The sequence below is a fragment of the Paenalcaligenes hominis genome (assembly GCF_041359055.1).
Lineage (GTDB): Bacteria > Pseudomonadota > Gammaproteobacteria > Burkholderiales > Burkholderiaceae_B > Paenalcaligenes > Paenalcaligenes hominis_A.
Map to the genome: position 1 here is coordinate 206,117 of NZ_JBGJKZ010000004.1, position 22,459 is coordinate 228,575.

18 protein-coding genes and 1 other RNA gene are annotated in these 22,459 nt (G+C 47.8%); 7 read left to right on the forward strand and 12 right to left on the reverse strand.

Translation table 11 applies throughout. The features are described 5' to 3' along the window. Positions 1-63: 63 nt before the first annotated feature. From glmM to ACBP46_RS10890, 4 genes are all read right to left on the reverse strand, one after another. Positions 64-1,404, reverse strand: a complete 1,341-nt coding sequence (gene glmM / locus ACBP46_RS10875) for a phosphoglucosamine mutase (protein WP_371016759.1) — start codon at positions 1,402-1,404, stop codon at positions 64-66. Continuing rightward, positions 1,397-2,239 (reverse strand): dihydropteroate synthase, encoded by an 843-nt coding sequence (gene folP / locus ACBP46_RS10880; protein WP_371016760.1) that lies wholly within the window; start codon positions 2,237-2,239, stop codon positions 1,397-1,399. The genes glmM and folP overlap by 8 nt, the downstream gene beginning before the upstream one ends. Before the next feature lie 18 nt (positions 2,240-2,257). Further along, positions 2,258-4,195 (reverse strand): ATP-dependent zinc metalloprotease FtsH, encoded by a 1,938-nt coding sequence (gene ftsH, locus ACBP46_RS10885; RefSeq protein WP_371016761.1) that lies wholly within the window; start codon positions 4,193-4,195, stop codon positions 2,258-2,260. Positions 4,196-4,288: 93 nt separating this feature from the next. After that, a complete protein-coding gene (locus ACBP46_RS10890; protein ID WP_371016762.1) occupies positions 4,289-4,933 on the reverse strand; it encodes an RlmE family RNA methyltransferase in 645 nt (214 codons plus the stop codon). Positions 4,934-4,950: 17 nt separating this feature from the next. Between ACBP46_RS10890 and ACBP46_RS10895 the strand changes: the two genes are divergently transcribed. Then, positions 4,951-5,367 carry a YhbY family RNA-binding protein gene (locus ACBP46_RS10895; protein ID WP_371016763.1) on the forward strand — a complete coding sequence of 139 codons (417 nt, stop codon included), beginning with the start codon at positions 4,951-4,953 and terminating at the stop codon, positions 5,365-5,367. 78 nt (positions 5,368-5,445) lie between these two features. Here the strand turns inward: ACBP46_RS10895 and greA are convergent, their stop codons facing one another. Continuing rightward, positions 5,446-5,922: a transcription elongation factor GreA gene (gene greA, locus ACBP46_RS10900; RefSeq protein WP_371016764.1), complete on the reverse strand. Its 477-nt coding sequence runs from the start codon at positions 5,920-5,922 to the stop codon at positions 5,446-5,448. A gap of 204 nt (positions 5,923-6,126) precedes the next feature. Further along, positions 6,127-7,452, reverse strand: a complete 1,326-nt coding sequence (locus tag ACBP46_RS10905) for a solute carrier family 23 protein (RefSeq protein WP_371016765.1) — start codon at positions 7,450-7,452, stop codon at positions 6,127-6,129. Between the two features lie 190 nt (positions 7,453-7,642). Between ACBP46_RS10905 and ACBP46_RS10910 the strand changes: the two genes are divergently transcribed. From ACBP46_RS10910 to ACBP46_RS10930, 5 genes are all read left to right on the forward strand, one after another. Beyond that, a complete protein-coding gene (locus ACBP46_RS10910; protein WP_371016766.1) occupies positions 7,643-8,965 on the forward strand; it encodes an ABC transporter substrate-binding protein in 1,323 nt (440 codons plus the stop codon). A 64-nt stretch (positions 8,966-9,029) separates the two neighbouring features. Then, complete coding sequence (locus ACBP46_RS10915) at positions 9,030-10,730, forward strand: ABC transporter permease (protein WP_371016767.1); 1,701 nt, start codon at positions 9,030-9,032, stop codon at positions 10,728-10,730. Positions 10,731-10,742: 12 nt separating this feature from the next. Further along, a complete protein-coding gene (locus tag ACBP46_RS10920) occupies positions 10,743-11,840 on the forward strand; it encodes an ABC transporter ATP-binding protein (protein WP_371016768.1) in 1,098 nt (365 codons plus the stop codon). 2 nt (positions 11,841-11,842) lie between these two features. Continuing rightward, positions 11,843-12,745: a LysR family transcriptional regulator gene (locus ACBP46_RS10925; protein ID WP_371016769.1), complete on the forward strand. Its 903-nt coding sequence runs from the start codon at positions 11,843-11,845 to the stop codon at positions 12,743-12,745. Positions 12,746-12,755: 10 nt separating this feature from the next. Continuing rightward, positions 12,756-13,397: a histidine phosphatase family protein gene (locus ACBP46_RS10930; RefSeq protein WP_371016770.1), complete on the forward strand. Its 642-nt coding sequence runs from the start codon at positions 12,756-12,758 to the stop codon at positions 13,395-13,397. Positions 13,398-13,471: 74 nt separating this feature from the next. On the opposite strand, the gene carB is transcribed toward ACBP46_RS10930, so the two are convergent. Further along, entirely contained in the window at positions 13,472-16,705 is a 3,234-nt protein-coding gene (carB, locus tag ACBP46_RS10935) for a carbamoyl-phosphate synthase large subunit (protein ID WP_371016771.1), read from the reverse strand. A gap of 17 nt (positions 16,706-16,722) precedes the next feature. Beyond that, a complete protein-coding gene (gene carA, locus ACBP46_RS10940; protein WP_371016772.1) occupies positions 16,723-17,886 on the reverse strand; it encodes a glutamine-hydrolyzing carbamoyl-phosphate synthase small subunit in 1,164 nt (387 codons plus the stop codon). Positions 17,887-18,049: 163 nt separating this feature from the next. Between carA and tal the strand changes: the two genes are divergently transcribed. Beyond that, positions 18,050-19,021: a transaldolase gene (gene tal, locus ACBP46_RS10945; RefSeq protein ID WP_371016773.1), complete on the forward strand. Its 972-nt coding sequence runs from the start codon at positions 18,050-18,052 to the stop codon at positions 19,019-19,021. 67 nt (positions 19,022-19,088) lie between these two features. On the opposite strand, the gene recR is transcribed toward tal, so the two are convergent. From recR to ffs, 4 genes are all read right to left on the reverse strand, one after another. Then, the gene (gene recR / locus ACBP46_RS10950) at positions 19,089-19,700 is read right to left on the reverse strand and encodes a recombination mediator RecR (protein ID WP_371016774.1); all 612 of its coding nucleotides are present in this window, start codon (positions 19,698-19,700) and stop codon (positions 19,089-19,091) included. Beyond that, positions 19,701-20,027: a YbaB/EbfC family nucleoid-associated protein gene (locus ACBP46_RS10955; protein ID WP_167660852.1), complete on the reverse strand. Its 327-nt coding sequence runs from the start codon at positions 20,025-20,027 to the stop codon at positions 19,701-19,703. A gap of 53 nt (positions 20,028-20,080) precedes the next feature. Next, positions 20,081-22,249: a DNA polymerase III subunit gamma/tau gene (locus ACBP46_RS10960; RefSeq protein ID WP_371016775.1), complete on the reverse strand. Its 2,169-nt coding sequence runs from the start codon at positions 22,247-22,249 to the stop codon at positions 20,081-20,083. A gap of 98 nt (positions 22,250-22,347) precedes the next feature. Then, positions 22,348-22,445, reverse strand: an RNA gene (gene ffs / locus ACBP46_RS10965) — signal recognition particle sRNA small type. Between the last annotated feature and the right edge of the window lie 14 nt (positions 22,446-22,459).

Genomic DNA, 22,459 nt, shown 5'->3' on the forward strand with positions numbered 1-22,459 from the left:
GGTATCCCTATGATGCCAAAGCTATATTGCATTAATTTTAACGCAGCAAACAAAAAGCATGAATCAGACCAGCTTTACAGCTAAGAGACGTTCAATACCGTTTTCGACTTTGCTTAGATCCTCTGCTTCAACCATTAAACGCAGCTTGGGTTCAGTCCCAGACGCACGAATCAATACGCGGCCTTTTTGACCCAGCTCTGCTTCTAGCTGCTGTTTTACCTGCATGAGCTCTTGACACTCTGTCCAGTCGCGGCCTTGCTCCCACTCTACGTTAACCATTTTCTGTGGGTACATTTTTAAATCAGCGACCAGTTCACGTAGCAAGCTACCATGGTGTCGCATAGCAGTCAGAATTTGTAAAGCAGCAATAATTCCATCACCTGTGGTGTGGTAGTCCAAGCACAGCAAATGACCTGAGCTTTCACCACCGTATAACCACCCTTTTTCCAACAACTTTTCTAAGACGTATCTATCGCCGACATTAGCGCGAATAAACTCTAGACCTAATTCTTTAAGTTTATTCTCTAAGCCCAAGTTGGTCATAAGCGTGCCTACTACGCCTTTCACTTCTTGAGTTAGCATGCGATCGCGGACGATCATGTAAAGCAACTCATCGCCGTTATATAAACGGCCGTCACTGCCCACCATTTGTAAACGGTCAGCGTCACCATCTAAGGCTATGCCTATATCTGCCCCACGTTCACGCACCACCTGAAGCAGATGATCGGTATAAAGTGCCCCCACCCCTTCGTTAATATTAAAACCATTTGGCTCACAGCCAATAGCGTGAACCTCTGCGCCCAGCTCTCGAAAAACGTGTGGTGCAATATGATATGCCGCCCCATTCGCAGCATCAACCACAAGCTTTAAGCCCGATAAGTCCAGCTCGTTAGGAAAGGTACTTTTACAAAACTCGATATAACGACCTGCAGAGTCCTCTAGACGACGGGCACGCCCTAATTTATCTGAAGCCACGCAATTAATGGGCAAATCGAGGGCCTCCTCAATTTGAAGCTCTATCTCATCAGGAAGCTTCATGCCCTGCGCAGAGAAAAACTTAATACCGTTATCGTAATAAGGATTATGCGATGCACTGATCACAATGCCCGCCGTTAAGCGCAAAGTGCGTGTTAAATAAGCCACTGCTGGTGTGGGAACTGGCCCTGCTAACAACACATCGACGCCTGCGGCAGATAAGCCTGCTTCTAATGCGGACTCTAGCATATAACCGGAAATACGCGTGTCTTTACCAATAACCACTTTAGGTCTGTTAGCCGATGTGTGAGCACGCGCTAAAACCACCCCTGCCGCATAACCCAAACGCAGGGCAAACTCAGCATTGATAGTATTACCACCCACTTCACCACGAATACCGTCTGTACCAAAATATTTACGTTTACTCATTTGTTATTCCTTGTTCTACTGCCTGCCAGACTTTGAGTGCATCGGCTGACTCAGCCACATCGTGTACGCGCACCACTGCCGCACCGCGTGCAACGGCCGCCAACATGCCTGCAATACTGCCAGCAACACGCTGTTGTGGCCCTTTATGTACCACATGCCCAATCATGGACTTCCGTGACAGACCAATTAACCATGGGTAGGAGTCTATCTGAATTTGTTCCAAATCGCGTAAGAGGGTGTAATTGTGTGCAGCCGTTTTACCAAAACCTAAGCCTGGGTCAAGCATAATACGCTCGGGCTGTACACCGGCTTGCACCAATGCCTGTACACGATGTTGTAAAAAATCACGCACTTCAGTTTTGACATCGCTATAGTGCGGATTCGTTTGCATTGTACGGGGCTCGCCTTGCATATGCATCACGCACAAGCCACAATCCGATGCTGCTACAGCAGCAATAGAGGCCGGGTTTTGAAAACCCGCAATGTCGTTAATCATATCCGCCCCTGCTGCTAAGACAGCCTGCATTACTTCTGGCTTGAAGGTGTCAATAGACAAAGGAACGTTAAGCTCATGCAACGCTTCTATTACGGGAAGCAAACGACGCAGCTCTTCGTCTAGTGCCACGGGCTGAGCACCCGGTCGCGTGGACTCGGCTCCTATGTCAAGAATGTCGGCACCGTCAGCAATAAGCTGTTTAGCATGCGCAATCGCCGTTTCGGTTTGAAGGTACTGGTTACCATCGGAAAAGGAATCCGGTGTGATATTAAGGATTCCCATCAATAACGGGCGCTCGAACCCGAATTCGAAGCGCCCGCATCGCCATGTTTTTTTCATGGAATACTAAATTAAAAATTAAATAGGTGTAGTCGCTGGTTTATCGTCGGCAGGCTTGTCGTCTGCTTTGGTCTCGGTGACCTCGTCGGCCTTCACGCCAGAAGTAGGCGGTGTTTTATCAGAGCCATTTGATTTGGTGTCTGAATAATCTTTAGGTGGACGCGGTGCACGGCCTTCCATGATGTCGTTGATTTGTTCAGCGTCAATGGTTTCCCACTCGAGCAAGGCCTGAGTCATGGCTTCCATTTTGTCACGGTTATCCTCGATTAAACGACGAGCCACATTGTATTGCTGATCGATAATGGCGCGGACCTCTTGATCCACCTTTTGCATGGTGGCTTCGGAAATGTTGGTGGGCTTGGCCATACTACGACCTAGGAATACCTCGCCTTCATTTTCGGCATACACCACAGGACCTAAAGAGTCGGTCATACCGTAACGCGTTACGATATCTCGTGCAATTTGAGTAGCCCGTTCAAAGTCATTCGAAGCGCCGGTGGTCATTTGGTTCATAAAGACCTCTTCGGCAATACGCCCCCCAAACAACACCGCAATCATGTTCAGCAAGCGGTCTTTATCCATACTGTAGCGGTCTGACTCGGGCAATTGCATGGTAACGCCCAAAGCACGGCCACGTGGGATGATAGTGACCTTGTGTACCGGGTCGGTTTTAGGCAGCAAACGTGCTACTAATGCATGACCGGACTCGTGATAAGCCGTATTGCGACGCTCTTCCTCGGGCATGATCATGGAGCGACGCTCGGCACCCATAATGATCTTGTCTTTGGCACTTTCAAAGTCTTGCATATCTACCGTACGCGCATTGCGTCGGGCCGCAAATAAAGCCGCCTCGTTGACGAGGTTGGCTAAGTCTGCCCCAGAGAAGCCGGGTGTACCACGAGCAAGCACCTGTGCATCCACATTGCCAGACAAGGGCACTTTACGCATATGCACGCCTAGAATTTGCTCTCGACCGCGAATATCGGGTAGTGACACTACTACCTGTCGGTCAAAACGGCCAGGACGCAACAAAGCGGGATCCAATACGTCGGGACGGTTCGTGGCAGCAATAACAATCACGCCTTGGCCCTTTTCAAAGCCATCCATCTCGACCAATAACTGGTTTAAGGTTTGCTCGCGCTCGTCGTTACCGCCACCAAGCCCAGCACCACGCTGACGACCCACCGCATCAATTTCATCAATAAAAATGATGCAAGGAGCATGCTTTTTGGCATTTTCAAACATATCGCGTACACGCGCCGCCCCAACCCCTACAAACATCTCTACGAAGTCTGAGCCAGAGATGCTGAAAAAAGGCACTTTGGCTTCGCCTGCAATAGCACGAGCAAGTAAAGTTTTACCGGTACCGGGAGGCCCTACCATGAGTACACCACGCGGGATACGACCGCCTAAACGTTGGAAACGTGTAGGGTCACGTAAGAAGTCGACGAGCTCTTGGACGTCTTCTTTGGCCTCGTCACAACCTGCCACATCGCTAAATGTAATAGGATTTGTGTTTTCATCAAGCATACGCGCACGCGATTTGCCAAAGCTAAATGCTCCGCCTTTGCCACCGCCTTGCATCTGACGCATGAAGAAAATCCAGACCCCAATTAACAACAACATGGGGAACCAGGAAATGAAAATACTGGTTAAGAAAGACGGCTCTTCGCGCGCTTTACCAGAAACCTGTACACCGGACTTCACGAGTTCGGGAACCATCCAGAGATCGCCTGGAGAGGTTAGAGAATAAGGACGTCCGGAATCGGGCGTTACATATAGGGTATCGCCTTGGATATCGACCTTTGACACGCGCCCAGCGCGCGCATCGTCCATAAATTGGGTATACGTTACGCCATCTGTGGTCGTAGGACGCCCATCAAACTGTTTAAATACAGTAAACAGGACTAGCGCAATGACCATCCAAACAGCGACTTTGGAAAATGAGTTGTTCAACACCAACCTCCTAATTGCTTAAACTTGTAGAGCTAAGCTGACAGTTAGCTGTACAAGAGCCAATTATCACATTCTACCTGATAATGAGGCGTCTTAGCATACTGACGTGTTTTTTAATTGCCGCCCAACTAGAAAGGTTTCCGCAGAGCGATCTCTAGACGACTTAGGCTTGCGCGTATTGACCTGACGGAAGTGTTCTTTGAAGGACTTCACTATTTGTGAAAAACCGCTACCATGGAACGCTTTTACAATAAGAGCACCATTTGGATTCAGGTGCTGCTGTGCAAATTCAAGAGCTAATTCACACACATGCTGAATACGAACCGAATCGGCGGCAGCCACACCTGATAAATTGGGGGCCATATCTGAAATAACAAGATCTACTTTTTGATCACCTAAAAGATTTTTTAACTGATCAAGCACCTCATCCTCTCTAAAGTCGCCTAAAATAAACTCAACGCCATCTATAGGCTCCATAGGCAACATATCTAAAGCAATAATACGGCCATTTATCAGTCCATTTTGCGTTAGACGTTCGCGTGCGACCTGCGACCAGCTACCTGGTGCAGCACCTAAATCCACAACAACGTTGCCCGGATGCAACAGTCTTTCGGTTTCTATTATTTCTAATAATTTAAAAGCAGCGCGGGCTCTATAACCCTTTTGCTGCGCTAACTTAACATAGGGATCATTAATATGCTGATGCACCCATGCTTTAGAGGTTTTTTTCTTGCCCATTCCCGTACAATCTCATTATGCCTACATTAACTATTACTACACAGCTACGTAATCAATTACGTGCCGCAGCCCATGCTCTACGTCCAGTGGTTCTTATCGGCGACAACGGACTCACAGAGGCCGTGCTTAAAGAAATCGCTGTACATTTAAACGTACACCAATTAATAAAAATTCGTGTTGCTGGTGATGACCGTGAAGCGCGTTTAGCTATTTATGAACAAATTTGCAACGAACTGGGTACTGAACCCATTAATCACGTTGGAAAAATCCTAACCGTTTACCGTCAAAACCCAGATCGCCCTGACGTTTTACAGGGTAATGAACCCGAAACACGCGCTGTGCGCAAAGCCAACGAAGCCTACACACCTAAAAAACTGGCTGCCGCTGGCCTTAAAAAGACTAAAGGCGGCAACAAAGTGCGCGTGCGCCGCTAAAACCCATCATAAAGCATCTCAAATGACAAAGCCCACATCGGTGGGCTTTATTTATGCCTAATGCATAGCAAGGTGGTTTTAGCGATACTCGATGCTTAGAATTTCGTACTCGCGTACCCCTGCTGGGGCTTGAACCTCGACCACATCCCCTTGGGACTTGCCGATTAAAGCGCGTGCGACGGGACTAGAAACAGAGATACGGTTTTCACGTATATCTGACTCCACATCACCTACAATTTGATACGTCACCTGATTTCCGGAGTCTAGGTCTTCTAGGGTAACAGTAGCACCAAATACGACGCGGTCACCCACATCCAGAGCAGCGGGATCAATAATTTGAGCATTAGAGATAGTGCCCTCTAACTCGCGAATGCGTCCTTCTACGAAGGCTTGACGCTCTCGTGCTGCATCATACTCAGCATTCTCGGAAAGGTCACCCTGTGCGCGAGCTTCTGCAATGGCATTAATTACATCGGGACGCTCTACTGTTTTTAGGCGATGTATCTCGGCTTTTAAGCGTTCAGCGCCCTGCGCTGTCAACGGAATCGCAGACATATGTTTCCTGATTTAAGAATGAAAAACGCCCCCAAGATGACAGGAGCGCAAGAGAAATTTTTTAGTTAAGTATGAACTGAATAAAAGCCTATGAATAGATGGCTAGGCGTACTCAATTGAAAATAAAGCCCCAACGCGTTGGGGCTTTAGATGTATTGTCGGCAAAAGCCAACCAAATTGCAAGTACTAGAATATAGAGTAGAGTTAATTCGTGACTTTCTGCTGACGTAAAGAAAGCAACGCATGCATTAAGATAGCGCCAAAGGTAGCTGTTCCAATTCCATCTAAACGAATGATGCCTAGTTCTAAGCTAAAGTTACCCGCTCCAAGAATCAAGGTAACAGCAGCAACCAATAAATTTCGGCTTTTACTGAAGTCGACTTGGTTTACTACCCAAATGCGAGCCCCCGCCACACTGATCAAGCCAAAAACTACGATGGACATCCCTCCTAATACTGGCCCTGGAATCATCTGAATCACTGCACCGAACTTGGGTGAAAAGCCCAAGAAAATAGCAATTAAAGCGGCAATGGCAAACACCAATGAGGAGTAAATACGCGTAGCCGCCATGACGCCAATGTTTTCCGCATAAGTAGTAACACCTGTGCCACCCATCGAGCCTGACAACATAGTGGCTACCCCATCACCTACGAAAGCTCGACCTAAGTATTTATCTAGGTTTTGTCCGGTCATGGCCGAAACGGCTTTGACGTGCCCTAGATTTTCAGCAACTAAAATAATCGCTACAGGCACAATGACGGTCATGGCTTGCACCTCAAAAACCGGTGCGGAAAAGCTTGGCATGCCAAACCAAGCGGCCTGAGTCACACCCGATACATCAATAGGAGTGCCATAACCTAAACCATTAGTAAATAGAGCATAAATCAAACACGCTACTATTAAGCCCACTAAAATCAATAACCGCTGCACCACACCGCGGCTATACATAGCGACCCCGCCCACACACAATACTGTCATTAATGCCATTAACGCATCAAAGGTACCAGAGCCCATGGCACCTTTGGCTGCAATAGGTGCCAAATTTAGCCCAATTACCGCCACAATAGCGCCGGTAACAACAGGCGGCATCAGCTTGTTAATGATATGAGCCGCACCACCTGATCGTGCATCTGCGACCCAAACCACAGCGCCAATTAAGGTATAAACCAGACCACACATAATAATGGCACCTAAAGCCACTCCAATGTTGGCATTGGCTCCGCTGCCCGCATAGCCCGTGACCGCAATAACACCCCCAATAAACGCAAAACTAGAGCCCAAATAGCTCGGCACGCGCCCGCCCACGAACAGGAAGAAAATCAATGTACCAATACCAGACATCAAAATAGCAAGGTTTGGATCAAACCCCATTAGCAAAGGCGCTAAGATAGTTGATCCAAACATAGCCACTACGTGTTGTGCTGCCATGGCTACCGATTGGGGTGCGGGTAAATATTCGTTGGGTTGTACTACAGCATCAGGCGCAACAGAAGAGACTTTGCGCCAACGGGGAAAGTAGGTTTCAGACATAATTCGCGGTGTAGAGAAAAGAGGTAGTGGCGCAAGTTTACGGCGCTATGAGCTAGCAATCAAGCTTTGGCTACGGATTCTGTTTCTTTGGCACTTATGACTATCATCATTTATTTTTATTGGACAGAGCTCATAGGATTACCTAGGCTAGAACTGGTTAATAACCATATAAATCCTTAGGAGACAAAAAATGAAAAAGCTAACACGGCATTTACTGACTGCGTTTGCGCTAAGCACACTCGCGCCATTAGCACAAGCAGGAACAATCACTGTTATTACTTCGTTCCCAAAAGATTTAACGCAAGCCTACAAAAATGCGTTTGAAAACGCGAATCCAGACATTAAAGTAGAAATCCTTAACAAAAACACGGTGTCCGGCATTGCTTTTGTTAAAGAAACACCCGCTGGACGTCGTCCTGATGTATTTTGGGCTAGCGCACCGGATGCGTTCGAAGTGCTCTCCCAAGACAAGCTATTAAGCAGTGTAAAAGATATTGCCAACCCCCAAGTTCCCAATACCATCGGCTCGTTCCCTGTCAATGACCCCAACGGCTTTTTCTTGGGTCAAGCCCTAGCGGGTTACGGCATTATGTACAACACGCGCTTTATTAAGGCAAAAAAACTAGACGAGCCCAAAACCTGGGCTGATTTATTGAAACCCGAGTGGTATAACAATGTCGGGGTGACCTCCCCCTCACGTTCAGGCACCATGCACCTAACTGTAGAAACCATTCTTCAAGGTGAAGGCTGGGATCAGGGCTGGAATACATTACTGCTGATGTCGGGCAACAGCGCAGCCATCACCGATCGTTCTTTTGGTGTGCCGGACGGCGTGAACAATGGCCAGTTTGGTGCAGGCCCTGTGATTGACTTCTTTGGTCTATCTAGCAAGTTTTCTAATTTCCCCGTCGAGTTTATTTACCCCGATGAAACAGCTATTGTGCCAGCTAATATCGCGTTGATTAGTGAGTCCGCTAATCCCGAGGAAGCCAAAAAATTTGTTGAATTCACTCTCAGCCCAGAAGGCCAAGAAATTCTGCTCTTGCCTCAGGTTTCACGTTTGCCCGTTTTGCCTTATGACAAAATGACCAACATTCCTGATGGCTATCCAGACCCAATGAAAATTGTAGAACGCAGCACGGTTGACTTTGATGTGAACCTATCGCAAAGCCGCTACTTCATTGTGCAATCCCTGTTTGATCAAACCATCACTTTCCGTCATAAAGAGCTGCAAGCCGCCACTAAAGCCATTTGGGATGCTCAGAAAAAGCTAGGTGACTCCGCCTCAGCCGAAGCCAAAGTACGCTTAGACGAGGCAAAAAAACTGGCATGGACTCCTGTGCTAAACGAAGAACAAGTCAAAGACAGTGCACTTGTTGATTTGTTCAAAGCAGACAAAAAAGACCCCAAGGTCAACCAGGAGCTATCCAAACTTCAGGGCGAGTGGAACACAGCCGCTAAAAACAACTATGAAAAAGCAGAAGCATTAGCTAAAGAGGCAATGCGCTTGTAATGTAGTCTTAGCCATCCTCATTCATGAGGATGGTTTTTCTTTGCTCTAAAACTCCTGGCTTCCTATGGCTCATTCTTTTTCTTCTCGATTTCCCATCGGTCTAGTTCTAGTTGCTGGCTTAGTTCTGGCTTTTCTAGTGCTATTTCTTGTGCTTCCGATTGGGAACGTATTTTTTACTGCTTTTGTTAACGCTGACGGTCATTTTACGCTTGGGCATTTTTCTGCTTTTTTGCATCAGTCGCTGTTAACAGAATCCTTTAAAAACAGTTTATACGTTGCGGTCGCAGCCACTTTTTTTGCATCACTTATTGCTGTTCCTCTAGCGTATTTTACAATTCGCTTTAAATTTAGAGGGGCATTGATTATTCAAACCCTAGGGATTTTACCCCTCATCATGCCGCCTTTCGTAGGCGCTGTCGCCATGCAGCTAATTTTTGGTCGCTCTGGCTCAGTTAATCTACTGCTAGATGATTGGTTTGGTATTACGCTTCCCCTTATGGACGGCCTCAACGGTATTATTTTTGTTGAAGCTATTCACTACTTCCCCTTCATTCTCATGAACCTAACCGTGGCTTTAAGAAACATCGATGGTGCCATGGAAGAAGCAGCGGTAAACCTTGGTGCCAAGGGCTGGCGTTTATTTAGACGCGTGATTTTCCCTCTCGCCTTGCCAGGCTATGTAGCGGGTGCGTCGTTGGTGTTCGTTAAAGTTTTTGATGACCTTGGGACCCCTTTAGTCTTGGGTATTACCAATATGTTGGCTCCCCAAGCCTATCTACGTATTACACAGGTAGGTATTGATGATCCGCTCGGCTATGTGATCAGCGTAATTATGATTGCATTTTCCATCCTTGCCCTGTGGTTATCAGCTCGTGCCTTGAAAGGGCGTGATTATTCCACGCTACAAAAAGGAGGCAACTCATTACAGCAGCGTGAGCTAAGCCGTGGACAATCCATCATGGCCTATACATGGATTGGTTTTATTTTGCTTTTAGTGCTGTCACCCCACATAGGTGTGTTGCTCTTATCATTGGCTACGGTATGGAGTTTTGCCCCATTACCTGACGGCTACACCTTGGCGCATTACGCCTCAGTGTTTCAAGATTCTCAGGGCATGATTGCAAATACCCTGCTATATGGTGGTTTAGCTGCTTTTATTGATGTGATCTTAGGCACCGCCATTGCCTATATTATTTTGCGCACTAAATTGCCCGCTCGCCAAACCCTTGATTGGATTGCCTCAGCCGCGCTAGCCGTGCCAGGTTTGGTGTTGGCCATTGGTTTATTACGCACTTTCCGTGATGTGGAGATTCCGGGCTTAGGGGTAGGTATTACCTCAACATGGGTCATTATTATGCTGGCCTACTCTGTACGTCGTCTGCCTTATGCGCTTCGCTCGTGTATGGCAGCATTACAACAAGTCTCTATTAGCTTAGAAGAGGCTGCAGCTTCGGTAGGTGCCAACAAAATCAGCACCATCCGGCGTGTAGTTGTTCCTTTGATGGCTGGTGGCATTTTGGCAGGTTTTGTCACTAGCTTTATGACGGCAGCAGTGGAACTATCCGCTACCATCATGCTTGTTACTCGTGATAGCGATGCCCCAATGAGTTATGGCATTTATCTGTATATGCAAAGCGCATCAGGTCGTGGCCCAGGTGCAGCGCTCGGTGTATTGGCCGTGGTTGCTGTCGCAATCGGTACCTACGTCTCTCATTTAGTGGTTGAGCGCACCTCGGCTCGTCAACGCCCTAGTCAACAGAATTAACATAGGCTTATTATGAAAAAAGTAAGTGTGGAATGCCGTAATATCCGATTAGCCTACGGTACCAACGAAGTCCTTAAAGACATCAATCTAGTCATTGAACCCGGCGAATTTTTTGCCTTGCTAGGCCCTTCAGGCTCTGGTAAGTCTACCCTGCTACGTTTAATTGCTGGTTTTAATCAACATAACTCAGGCCAGCTTTTGGTCGATGGCAAAGATATCAGCAATGTCCCGCCCCATAAGCGCAATATTGGCATGGTATTTCAAAGCTATGCACTATGGCCTCACATGACCGTGTGGGACAACGTTGCTTTTGGTTTGGTGGAGCGCCGTACTCCTAAAGCAGAAATTCAAAAAAAGGTTCAGGCTGCCCTTGAAATGGTGGGTTTAGAAAGCTTTTCTAAACGTCGCCCTAACGAACTTTCAGGTGGTCAACAACAACGTGTGGCACTCGCTCGTACCATCGTCATCGAGCCTCAAGTACTGCTCTTAGACGAACCGCTGTCAAATTTAGATCAAAAGTTACGCGTACAAATGCGTCAAGACCTGCTTGCTTTGCAGCGTCGTCTGGGCATTACCACCATTTTTGTTACGCACGATCAAGAGGAAGCCATGACCACCGCCGACCGCATGGCCGTGATGGATCAGGGGGTAGTACAGCAAGTTGGCACGCCCGCTAATTTATTCGATTACCCTTGCAATCGCTTTGTGGCTAACTTTGTGGGCACTATGAACATGCTTGAAGGCCAGGTCGTCGAGCGCACTTCGAACACCATTACTTTACAAGTAGAGGGTATTGGTACCATAAAACTTCCGGTGTTAGATGATGACTCTGTACCCCAACAAAACCAATTAGCCGCCAGCTTTAGACCGCACACAGTACAATTAGATAGTGGAAACACAGCCAAAGGTAACGATGCTCGCTATATTTGGATACCTGGCAATGTGATCCGCAGCGAGTTTTTAGGCGAATTTACGCGCTATGAGATTCAATGCGGTGAAAAAACCATTACCGCAGATCAGTCACATTACTCAGGTTTGCCACAACATACTGTAGGCGCTCCGGTTTCTATTGGTATTGAGCCCACACAAGTGCGTTTACTACCGCTATAGCCATGGAAATCAATCAACTCAAAGCCTTCGTCACTGTTGCCAAACTTAACAATTTGACTCGGGCCGCAGAGGCTTTGTGTTTGACTCAACCTGCTGTAACTGCTCAAATCAAAGCCCTTGAACAAAGCCTAGGTTTAGCTTTGTTTGAGCGCTCCACCCGTAAAATGACAGTTAGCAAAGCTGGCGAGCATCTCTTACCAACGGCTGAGCAACTGCTTACGCTAGCAACACAAATTCGCTCTACGGCTTCAGACTTACAAGGTGAACTTAGTGGACAGCTACGTTTAGGTATCCCTAGCGAACACTTAGATTTTTTGCGTTTAGGCGAGCTGATTCATAGGCTCGCCGAAAGTTTGCCATTAATTGAGTTACAAACGGTGGTTTTGCCAACGGATACACTCATAGAGCAAGTGTCCATTGGTCAACTTCAAGCTGCTTTTGCAATTAGCTCGTACCCACCCCAAGACATTTTCTGGTTACCCATACGTAGTGTTAGTTTCAGAATTGCAGTGCCCTCCGCACTATACCCACAACTTACCCTAGGTGGATGGCAAGAGCTCGCTCAAATGCCGTGGCTAGATGGGCCATTAGGCAGTCATAGCCATGTGTTGTTGCGTGAGCTTTTCGAGCGCAGAGGATTAAGTCCTCGTATTATTATGCACAGTGACAGCACCGCACACTTTGATGCTTTAGTACGAGCGGGTGCAGGTTGCGCTCTTATTCGTGAAGAAATCGCCTTGCAAGGGGTGCAAAAAAAACATTTCTCTATTTGGGGTCATACTAAAGCCGACGCCATTTTAAGTTTTATTAGCGCTAATGAAACATCGCAAACTCCTTTAATTATTGCATTGGTTTCAATGCTAAAAGAAATCTGGGCGTTAGATCCTACATTTACTGCTTTTTAATATAAGTACTATGAAAACTGAAATTTGGCTGATTCGCCATGGTGAGACAGATTGGAATGCTCAACAACGGCTCCAAGGCTGGATTGATATTCCTTTAAACGATATTGGCAAACAACAAGCCCTTGCCGTTCGGCGTTATATTCAACAGCAACAACTACAGGTAGACCATGTGATTAGCAGTGACCTGAGTCGGGCTGCTGAAACCGCCCAAATAGCTTTCGAGCTCCCTGTTAACGCAATCACATGCTACAGCAGTTTGCGTGAACGAAATTACGGTATTTATGAGGGTGAGCTGTGGCAAAAGCTAATTGCCATAGATGGTTTAACTAAACCCAAACTCAATTTACGTGAGCCCACTTTAGACATTCCTGAAGGGGAAAGTCTCACGGTTTTTAATGACCGTATTATCGCTGCATTCAATCAGTTAGCGGATCAGTACTCAGGCAAGAAACTAGCCGTGTTTGCTCACGGTGGAGTCATCGATATTGTCTGGCGTCACCTATACCAAGTTGACTTACTCAGCCAGCGCCCTCAACCCATTCTGAACGCCAGCGTAAACCACTTTGCTATTTTATCTGGTAGCCCATGGCAGGCTATCCACTGGGCTCAACACGATCATTTAGACTCCGCCTTGGATGACGTTGGTATTTAATGCTCTAGCTCTACGTGGAAAACAAAAAGGCACACCCTAGGGTGTGCCTTTTTTAGACTGTACCGTCGCTTGTTTTACGAAGCGCTGTGCATGTCTTGGAGTGAGTACACGCGTAGGCCTTCACCATGACGCAAATACTGCAGCCCCTCTACAGCAGCTAAAGCACCCGCTATAGTTGTGTAGTAAGCCAAGTTAGCAGCCAAAGCATGTGTACGAATAGTACGTGAGTCTGTGATGGCATTACGACGCTCTTCTACTGTGTTGATCACTAGTGAAATTTCACCATTTTTGATCATATCCACAATATGAGGACGCCCTTCTGTCACTTTGTTGACTGCTTTTACCGCCAAGCCCGCGGCTTGGATAGCGGCGGCTGTGCCACGTGTAGCCACCACAGTAAAGCCTAGCTCAATCAAACCACGAGCCACTTCAACAGCTTGGGTTTTATCGCTGTCACGCACACTAATAAACGCATTGCCTGACTTGGGCAAATTAACACTAGCAGCCATTTGCGATTTAACAAAGGCCTCACCAAAGCTGCGCCCTACCCCCATCACTTCACCTGTAGATTTCATCTCGGGACCCAAGATAGTATCTACGCCAGGGAATTTAACAAAGGGGAAAACCGCCTCTTTTACGGCATAAAAACCGTCTTTGGCTTGAGCGGAAAAATCTAGGTCTGCAATTTTCTGACCCGCCATAACGCGTGCTGCCAGTTTTGCCATTTGTAAGCCAGTGGCCTTGGACACAAACGGTACAGTACGAGAAGCACGTGGGTTAACCTCGAGCACATACACGTCATCGTCTTGAATGGCAAACTGCACGTTCATTAAGCCTTTTACATTTAAAGCCTTGGCCATTAGTGCTGTTTGACGACGAATTTCCTCTACGACCTCTTTAGTTAAAGAGTAAGGAGGCAAGCTACACGCTGAGTCACCAGAGTGAACACCTGCTTGTTCGATATGCTCCATTACCCCACCAACAAACACGTCGGTACCGTCAGAAATGCAATCCACATCCACTTCGGTTGCATTGTTTAGAAAATGATCCAATAACACAGGGGAATCGTTGCTTACTTTGACGGCCTCGCGCATATAACGCTCGAGATCGGCTTGCTCGTGTACGATTTCCATAGCGCGACCGCCCAATACGTAGCTAGGACGTACTACCAATGGATAACCAATTTCAGAAGCCAAGGCTAATGCCTCGCCTTCGGTACGTGCAGTGCGGTTTGGTGGCTGACGTAGGCCAAGCTTATTAAGCAGCTTTTGGAAACGCTCACGGTCTTCGGCCACGTCAATAGACTCGGGGCTGGTACCAATAATAGGCACACCGTTTGCTTCAAGAGCACGAGCCAACTTTAGCGGAGTTTGACCACCGTACTGCACAATCATGCCGACTGGCTTTTCCACATATACAATTTCAAGCACGTCTTCTAGCGTAAGTGGCTCGAAATACAAACGGTCAGAAGTGTCGTAATCGGTAGAAACTGTTTCTGGGTTGCAGTTCACCATAATGGTTTCAAAACCATCATCGCGCAGCGCCATAGCAGCATGTACACAACAGTAATCGAACTCGATTCCCTGACCAATACGGTTAGGACCACCACCTAAGACAATAATTTTTTTGCGGTCAGTAGGCTCGGCTTCGCACTCTTCCTCGTAAGTCGAATACATATACGCAGTATCAGTAGAAAACTCGGCTGCACACGTATCCACACGCTTGTACACAGGGCGTACATTGAGCTGATGACGCAGTTTACGTACCTCGGACTCTACCGTATCAAGCAAAAATGCCAAACGGCGATCGGAGAAGCCACGACGTTTTAAACCGAATAACGTGTCACGGTCTAAATCAGCCAACGTTTTTTGCTCTAAAGCCAGTTCAATCTTGACGATTTCCTCGATTTGAGCCAAGAACCATGGGTCAATTTTGGTGATTTGATGAACCTCATCCAAGCTCATGCCTTGTGCAAATGCATCACCCACATACCAAATACGCTCAGGACCTGGCTCACCTAGTTCGACCTGTAATTTTTCGCGGTCAGTGGTCATTTGATTTAGACCGTCAACCCCAACCTCTAAGCCACGTAACGCTTTTTGGAAGGACTCTTGGAAAGTACGACCCATTGCCATGACCTCGCCCACAGACTTCATTTGTGTGGTTAAGCGTGAGTTGGCTTGGGGGAATTTCTCGAAGGCAAAACGAGGAATTTTGGTGACTACGTAGTCGATGGAAGGCTCAAATGAAGCCGGTGTAGCACCACCAGTGATTTCATTTTGTAGCTCATCTAAGGTATAACCGACGGCCAAACGGGCGGCTATTTTTGCAATAGGGAAACCTGTGGCTTTGGATGCCAAGGCAGACGAGCGCGAAACACGTGGGTTCATCTCGATAACAATCATACGACCATTATCTGGGTTCACTGCAAACTGTACGTTGGACCCCCCTGTGCTGACACCAATTTCACGTAACACCGCAATTGAGGCGTTACGCATAATTTGGTATTCACGATCAGTGAGGGTTTGAGCAGGCGCTACAGTGATTGAATCACCGGTGTGTACCCCCATCGGGTCTAAGTTTTCAATGGAACACACAATAATGCAGTTGTCTGCACTATCACGTACCACTTCCATTTCGTACTCTTTCCAACCGAGTAAGGATTCTTCGATAAGCAGTTCGCTAGTAGGAGATGCCTCTAGACCACGACGGCAAATCTCCTCGAACTCTTCCATGTTGTAAGCAATACCGCCACCGGTACCACCCAAAGTAAAGCTTGGGCGAATGACTACCGGAAAACCTGAAGAGTTAACCTCTTCGGCAATTTGGCGCTGTACGGCCCAAGCCTCGTCCATGGTGTGAGCAACGCCAGATTTAGCCGACTCAAGGCCAATTTTGGTCATTGCGTCTTTAAATTTCAGACGATCTTCGGCTTTGTCGATGGCCTCGGCATTGGCACCAATCATTTCTACGCTGTATTTTTCCAGTACACCTTGGGCCGCTAGCTCTAGAGCACAGTTCAACGCTGTTTGACCACCCATGGTAGGTAGCAAAGCATCAGGACGCTCACGTTCAATGATTTTTTCTACCGCTTGCCAGGTGATGGGCTCGATGTAGGTCACATCGGCCGTGTCTGGGTCGGTCATGATGGTGGCAGGATTGCTGTTGACAAGAATCGTGCGGTAACCCTCGGCCTTTAAGGCCTTGCATGCTTGGGCTCCGGAATAGTCAAACTCGCACGCCTGGCCGATAATAATCGGACCGGCTCCGATAATAAGAATACTTTTTATATCTGTACGCTTAGGCATAATATTCAGTCTGGCAATTAAGCCTGTTTATTAGCAATAAGGCTAATGAATTGATCAAATAAAGCAGTCATATCACGTGGGCCTGGTGTGGCTTCAGGGTGGCCCTGAAAACCAAAAGCAGGACGGTCCGTGAAAGCTAAGCCTTGTAAGGTGCCATCAAATAAAGACACATGCGTTACACGTACATTTTCCGGCAAGGTATCGGCATCAATAGCAAAACCGTGATTTTGACTGGTGATATAAACACGACCTGACTCTAACTGCTGTACAGGATGGTTAGCACCATGATGCCCTGTTTTTAGCTTGACGCTGCTTGCACCTGCGGCCAAACCTAAGAGCTGATGCCCTAAACAAATACCAAATACAGGGATTTTTTTCTCGAGGAAGGTTTTGGTAGCGGTAATGGCGTAATCGCATGCAGCAGGGTCGCCAGGACCATTAGATAAAAACACACCATCCGGATTGAGAGCTAATACCTCTTCGGCAGGAGTTTCAGCAGGTACAACGGTGATCTTGCAACCGCGATCGGCTAACAAACGTAGAATGTTATTTTTCACACCAAAATCATAAGCAACTACGTGGTGTGCCTCGGCGGCAGGAGCCATTTCGCTAAAACCTTTACCTAGCGTCCAAGAGCCTTGGGTCCAGTTTTTAGTGGTGGCTAGGCTAACCTCTTTGGCTAGATCCACCCCCTCTAAACCGGCAAAAGAACGGGCCAGTTCAATGGCCCGATCAACATCTTCACCTACTAAAATACAAGCGCTTTGAGCGCCTTTTTCGCGAAGAATTCGCGTCAGCTTGCGTGTATCAACACCTGCAATAGCAACAACACCTTGTTGCGCTAGATAGTCTGGTAACGACTGAGTGGAACGAAAATTGGATACGCGTAAAGCGCAATCACGGATAACTAACCCAGACGCCTGCACATTGGATGACTCGGCATCCTCGGGATTTACCCCAGTATTTCCAATGTGTGGATAAGTTAGTGTTACGATTTGACCTTTATAGCTAGGGTCAGTGAGAATTTCTTGATAGCCTGTCATGGACGTATTAAATACGATCTCGGCTACAGCATACCCCTCGGCGCCTATGGAATAACCTTTAAAAACGGTCCCATCGGCAAGGGCTAGGATCGCACTTGAGCTAGCATTGGACTCGTCAGGAAAAAGAGACGGCAGCACGTTTAAACCCCGGTTCATAATTTACAAATAAAACTTAACGATTATACCCTGACTACACTAAGGCATAAAGCACATATCGTTCAGTAGCAACATTGCCACATAGAATATAAAAGTAGTCTACATTAACCCGTACATCTTGTTTTGCTTTTTTGGTTCAAAATTTATGACAACATTGCTTGAATCCCTACGCCAACTAACTACTGTAGTAGCAGACACAGGAGACTTTGAGTCCATACGGGCTTTTCGCCCTACCGATGCGACTACCAATCCGTCGCTTATATTGAACGCTGTACAACAGCCTGCGTATCAGCACCTGCTACAAGAAACCGTTTTACAAAACCCCAAAGCAAATGCATCCGAGCTAAATGATGCCTTACTCGTGGCTTTTGGTACGGCGATTTTGTCTATAGTGCCTGGGCGTGTCTCCACTGAAATCGATGCCCGTTTATCCTTTGATACCCAAGCCAGTATCGAGCGAGCGCGCCACATTATTCAACAATACGAACGTGCCGACATAGACCGACAACGTGTACTCATTAAGCTAGCAGCAACTTGGGAGGGCATTCAGGCGGCCAAACAGCTAGAAAGCGAAGGCATCCATTGCAACCTCACACTATTATTTAGTCTACCGCAAGCCATTGCCTGCGCTCAGGCCAAGGTCACCCTTATTTCACCTTTTGTAGGGCGCATTTACGACTGGTACAAAAAAGCTGCTGGGGCAGACTGGGATGAAGCCAAACACGCGGGCGTCAACGACCCTGGGGTACAGTCAGTAAAACAAATTTACGACTACTTTAAAGCCTATGATTTAAAAACCGAAATTATGGGGGCTAGCTTCAGAAACATTGGGCAGATTGTGGCTTTGGCTGGCTGCGACTTGCTTACCATTAGCCCTGCGTTATTGGACCAATTAGCCACTACCCACGGCAACGTAGAAAAAGCTTTAGACATTCAGGCTGCTAAAGCTCACGCGCCCGAGTGGCATGCCAATAATGAAATCACTTTCCGCACTGAGCTTAATGCAAACGCCATGGCTACAGAAAAATTAGCCGAAGGTATTCGTCTGTTTATTCGAGACGCTATTGCCCTAGATCAGCTGATCCAAGAAACCAAACACAAATTGATTGCAACCTAACTTACTCTGGTCTGCGTTTAGTAAAAACAGAAAAAGGGTTGTGCTTTTAAGCCAACCCTTTTTTGTTTTAGGTACTACGGCGTTCCATTAATGCCCAAGCTATTGTGCTGGCGTCTACGTACTCGAGCTCACTGCCAGCAGGAACACCGCGCGCTAAACGCGTCAACGTCACCCCACGCGCCCGTAAGTATTCAGCCAAATGATGAGCCGTGGTTTCACCTTCGGCGGTGTAATTCGTAGCCAAGATCACTTCGCGGACTTCGGCCTCGGAGGCCCGCTGCGCAATACGTTGAAACTGCAAGTCTTTAGGGCCTACACCTTCTAGAGGTGCTAGACGTCCCATCAACACATAATACAAGCCGTAGTAGCTATGACTGGCTTCAATCATGTTTTGATCGGCTGGCGTTTCGACTATGCAAAGCTGACTGTGATCGCGCTGTGGATTGGCACAGGTGTGGCAGACTTCTGTTTCAGAAAAGCTATTGCAACGCTGGCAATGCATGAGCGTACTGACCGCATGCTGTAAAGCTTGGCTCAGCTCTTGGGCACCCACCACATCATTTTGCAAAACATGATATGCCATACGACGCGCCGTGCGCTCGCCTACACCGGGCAAACGTCTAAAAGCGTCAATTAAATCACGCAGTGGCGCGGGTTCAGGTAAAACCGGATTACTCATTTAAAAGGGAAATGACATCCCAGGAGGCAACGGCAAGCCCGCTGTGAGTGCTGACATTTTTTCTTGTGACGTACTTTCGGCTTTACGTAGCGCATCGTTAAAAGCGGCAGCGACTAAATCCTCGAGCATTTCTTTGTCGTCCTCAAGCAAAGACGGATCAATAGTAACGCGACGCACATCATTGCGGCAGGTCATGGTGATCTTGACTAAGCCACCACCAGCAGCCCCTTCGACTTCGATATTTCCCAGTTCCTCTTGGGCTTTTTTCACGTTTTCTTGCATTTGCTGGGCTTGACGCATTAAGCCTGCAATTTGACCTTTCATCATAATGTAACTGTCCTAATAAAATGAGTGAGGTGACTAAACCGCACTGAATTCGACTATTTAGCTCGAACAGAGCCTGCCAATAGCTGCGCATCGAACTGTTCAATGAGCGCTAGTATAAACGGGTTTTCTTGAGCATCAAGCTCTGCCTCGTGCTGACGCTGTGCACGCTGAGCCTCTGCTACAGCAAAGGCGGTGTCATCGCCCGTTGAGCCGTAATCAATTTGCAAACGCAAAGCCTGCCCAAAATGTTCATTGAGCACGGTATTAATGCGTGCTTTGGCTTGACTATCGTCTGCAGAACGGATGGCTGCACGCAATACGACTTGATGTCCATCACACTCAATCCACTCAGTTTGTTGGGCTAATTCAGCGGCCCAACCTGATAAGGGCAGCTTTGGCGCTAATTCTACCCACTGAGTACTGCTCATTTGTTCGGGCTTGGGCACCGTAGGAGGCACCAGCTCTAACGCGGCGACGGCTTGTTGTACGGCATCTTCTATATGGGGGACAGTGCTACCGTTTTCAATATCCCCCGCGGGAAAATCCTCGGCCTCGTCATCACGCAACGGCCCCCCCCCATAATCCTCTTCGATAAAAGGAGGCTCCTCATCATAGCTTGGTGGGCATAACTCAGAGGAAGAGGTGGGAGCATCAACCGTTTGGGCTGTTTCTGTAGCAGGAGGTGTTTTGGGTAAAGATGGAGCCTCTTCCCAAGGTGGTGTATCGTCCACTTGGGGGGCCCGCAAAGCCTGGCCGCCTCGCTCTATAATAGGGGCCTGAATGCCTTCACGGGCACTGGCGTTATCAAAATCAGACTCATAAGGCGAGGCTACGGCGGCAGACGGCGGATTGTCTGAAGCGACTACAGGTTTATTTATCTCTTTGGCAGCATTGGGGATTGCCGTTACTGAATTTTGGTGTGGTTCTGCCTCGGCTTGTGCCCTAGGACTAGAGTCAAGAGCAACCTGAGGAGCCACGGGCTCTGCTGACACGGCCTCAGCCTTAGGCGTAGCTGCGGTTACAGTAGGTTCGATAGGCCTCACAGCTGCTGGTGCCGAAGCCCCAGTCTTATCTGCATGGCTTAAACTGGCAGGCGCAGCAGCCTGAGAACTAGGCTCGGCTTTATGTGGCAAACTACCGGCTGGCGTCAACGCAAACAAGCGCATACACGCCATAACAAAGCCCGCGTATTCGTCGGGTGCCAAACGTAACTCGTCACGACTATGCACCACCACTGAATAATACAGCTGAATATGATCAGGTGAGAGCTGTTGTGCTAGGTGCTGAATGGCTTCTAGCTGCGGCTCGTCAGGCGGTAAAGCACCTGGAACCCGTTGCTGAATAGCAATACGAGACAACAACACCGCTAAATCAGCCAACGCCCCCCCAAACGATAGACCACGCAATAGCATTTGATCGGCAAGCTCAATAAGTCGGTTGCCTTCGCCATCAATCAAGGCTTGTAATAACTGAATTAAATGGGATTGATCAATAGTACCTAACATGTCCTGCACCGCTTCGGTGCTAACAGAGCCTGCACTATACGCAATGGCTTGGTCTGTTAAAGACAGAGCATCACGCATTGAACCTTGGGCTGCTTGGGCTAATAAACGCAAAGCGGGTGTTTCTGCAGGGATAGATTCCTCGTGGAGGATATCGTTCAAGTGTGACTCGATAGCGGGAACGGTCATTTGTTTGAGATTAAACTGCAAACATCGTGACAACACGGTAACCGGTATTTTTTGTGGATCCGTCGTCGCCAGTATAAATTTTACATGTGCCGGTGGCTCTTCGAGGGTCTTTAACATGGCATTAAATGCATGCCCGGTTAACATGTGCACCTCGTCAATCATGTAGACCTTGTAACGCGCTGCGCTAGGCGCATATACCGCTTGCTCAAGCAGCTGCGTCATTTCATCTACACCGCGATTCGATGCCGCATCGAGCTCGACATAATCAACAAAACGTCCCTGATCAATTTCTGTGCATGCTTGGCACCCCCCGCATGGGTGCGCACTAACCCCCTGTTCGCAATTTAAGGCTTTAGCCAAAATGCGTGATAAGGTGGTTTTACCTACGCCACGGGTGCCGGTAAAAAGCCAAGCATGGTGCAAGCGTTGGATGTCTAAAGCATGAGTCAAGGCGCGTACTACGTGCTCTTGACCAACTAAGGTGTCAAACGAGCGTGGACGCCATTTACGAGCCAGTACCTGATATGTCATGGAGGAGTGCGATTCGGTAAAAAAAAGAAAGCCACAAGGCTAGTCAAGTGTACCGGATTTGAGGTGACTGCGGGAAGTGGGCGTGAAAGCCAAAAAGAAGAGGTGAGCCTGGCTTCGGCACTAGTTCGAGACAGCTGTGGCTGCTTCGTTCCCGACCTGACCAGGTTGGCTGTTGAACCATGCGAAGGGGCTCACCAAAAATAAGTATAC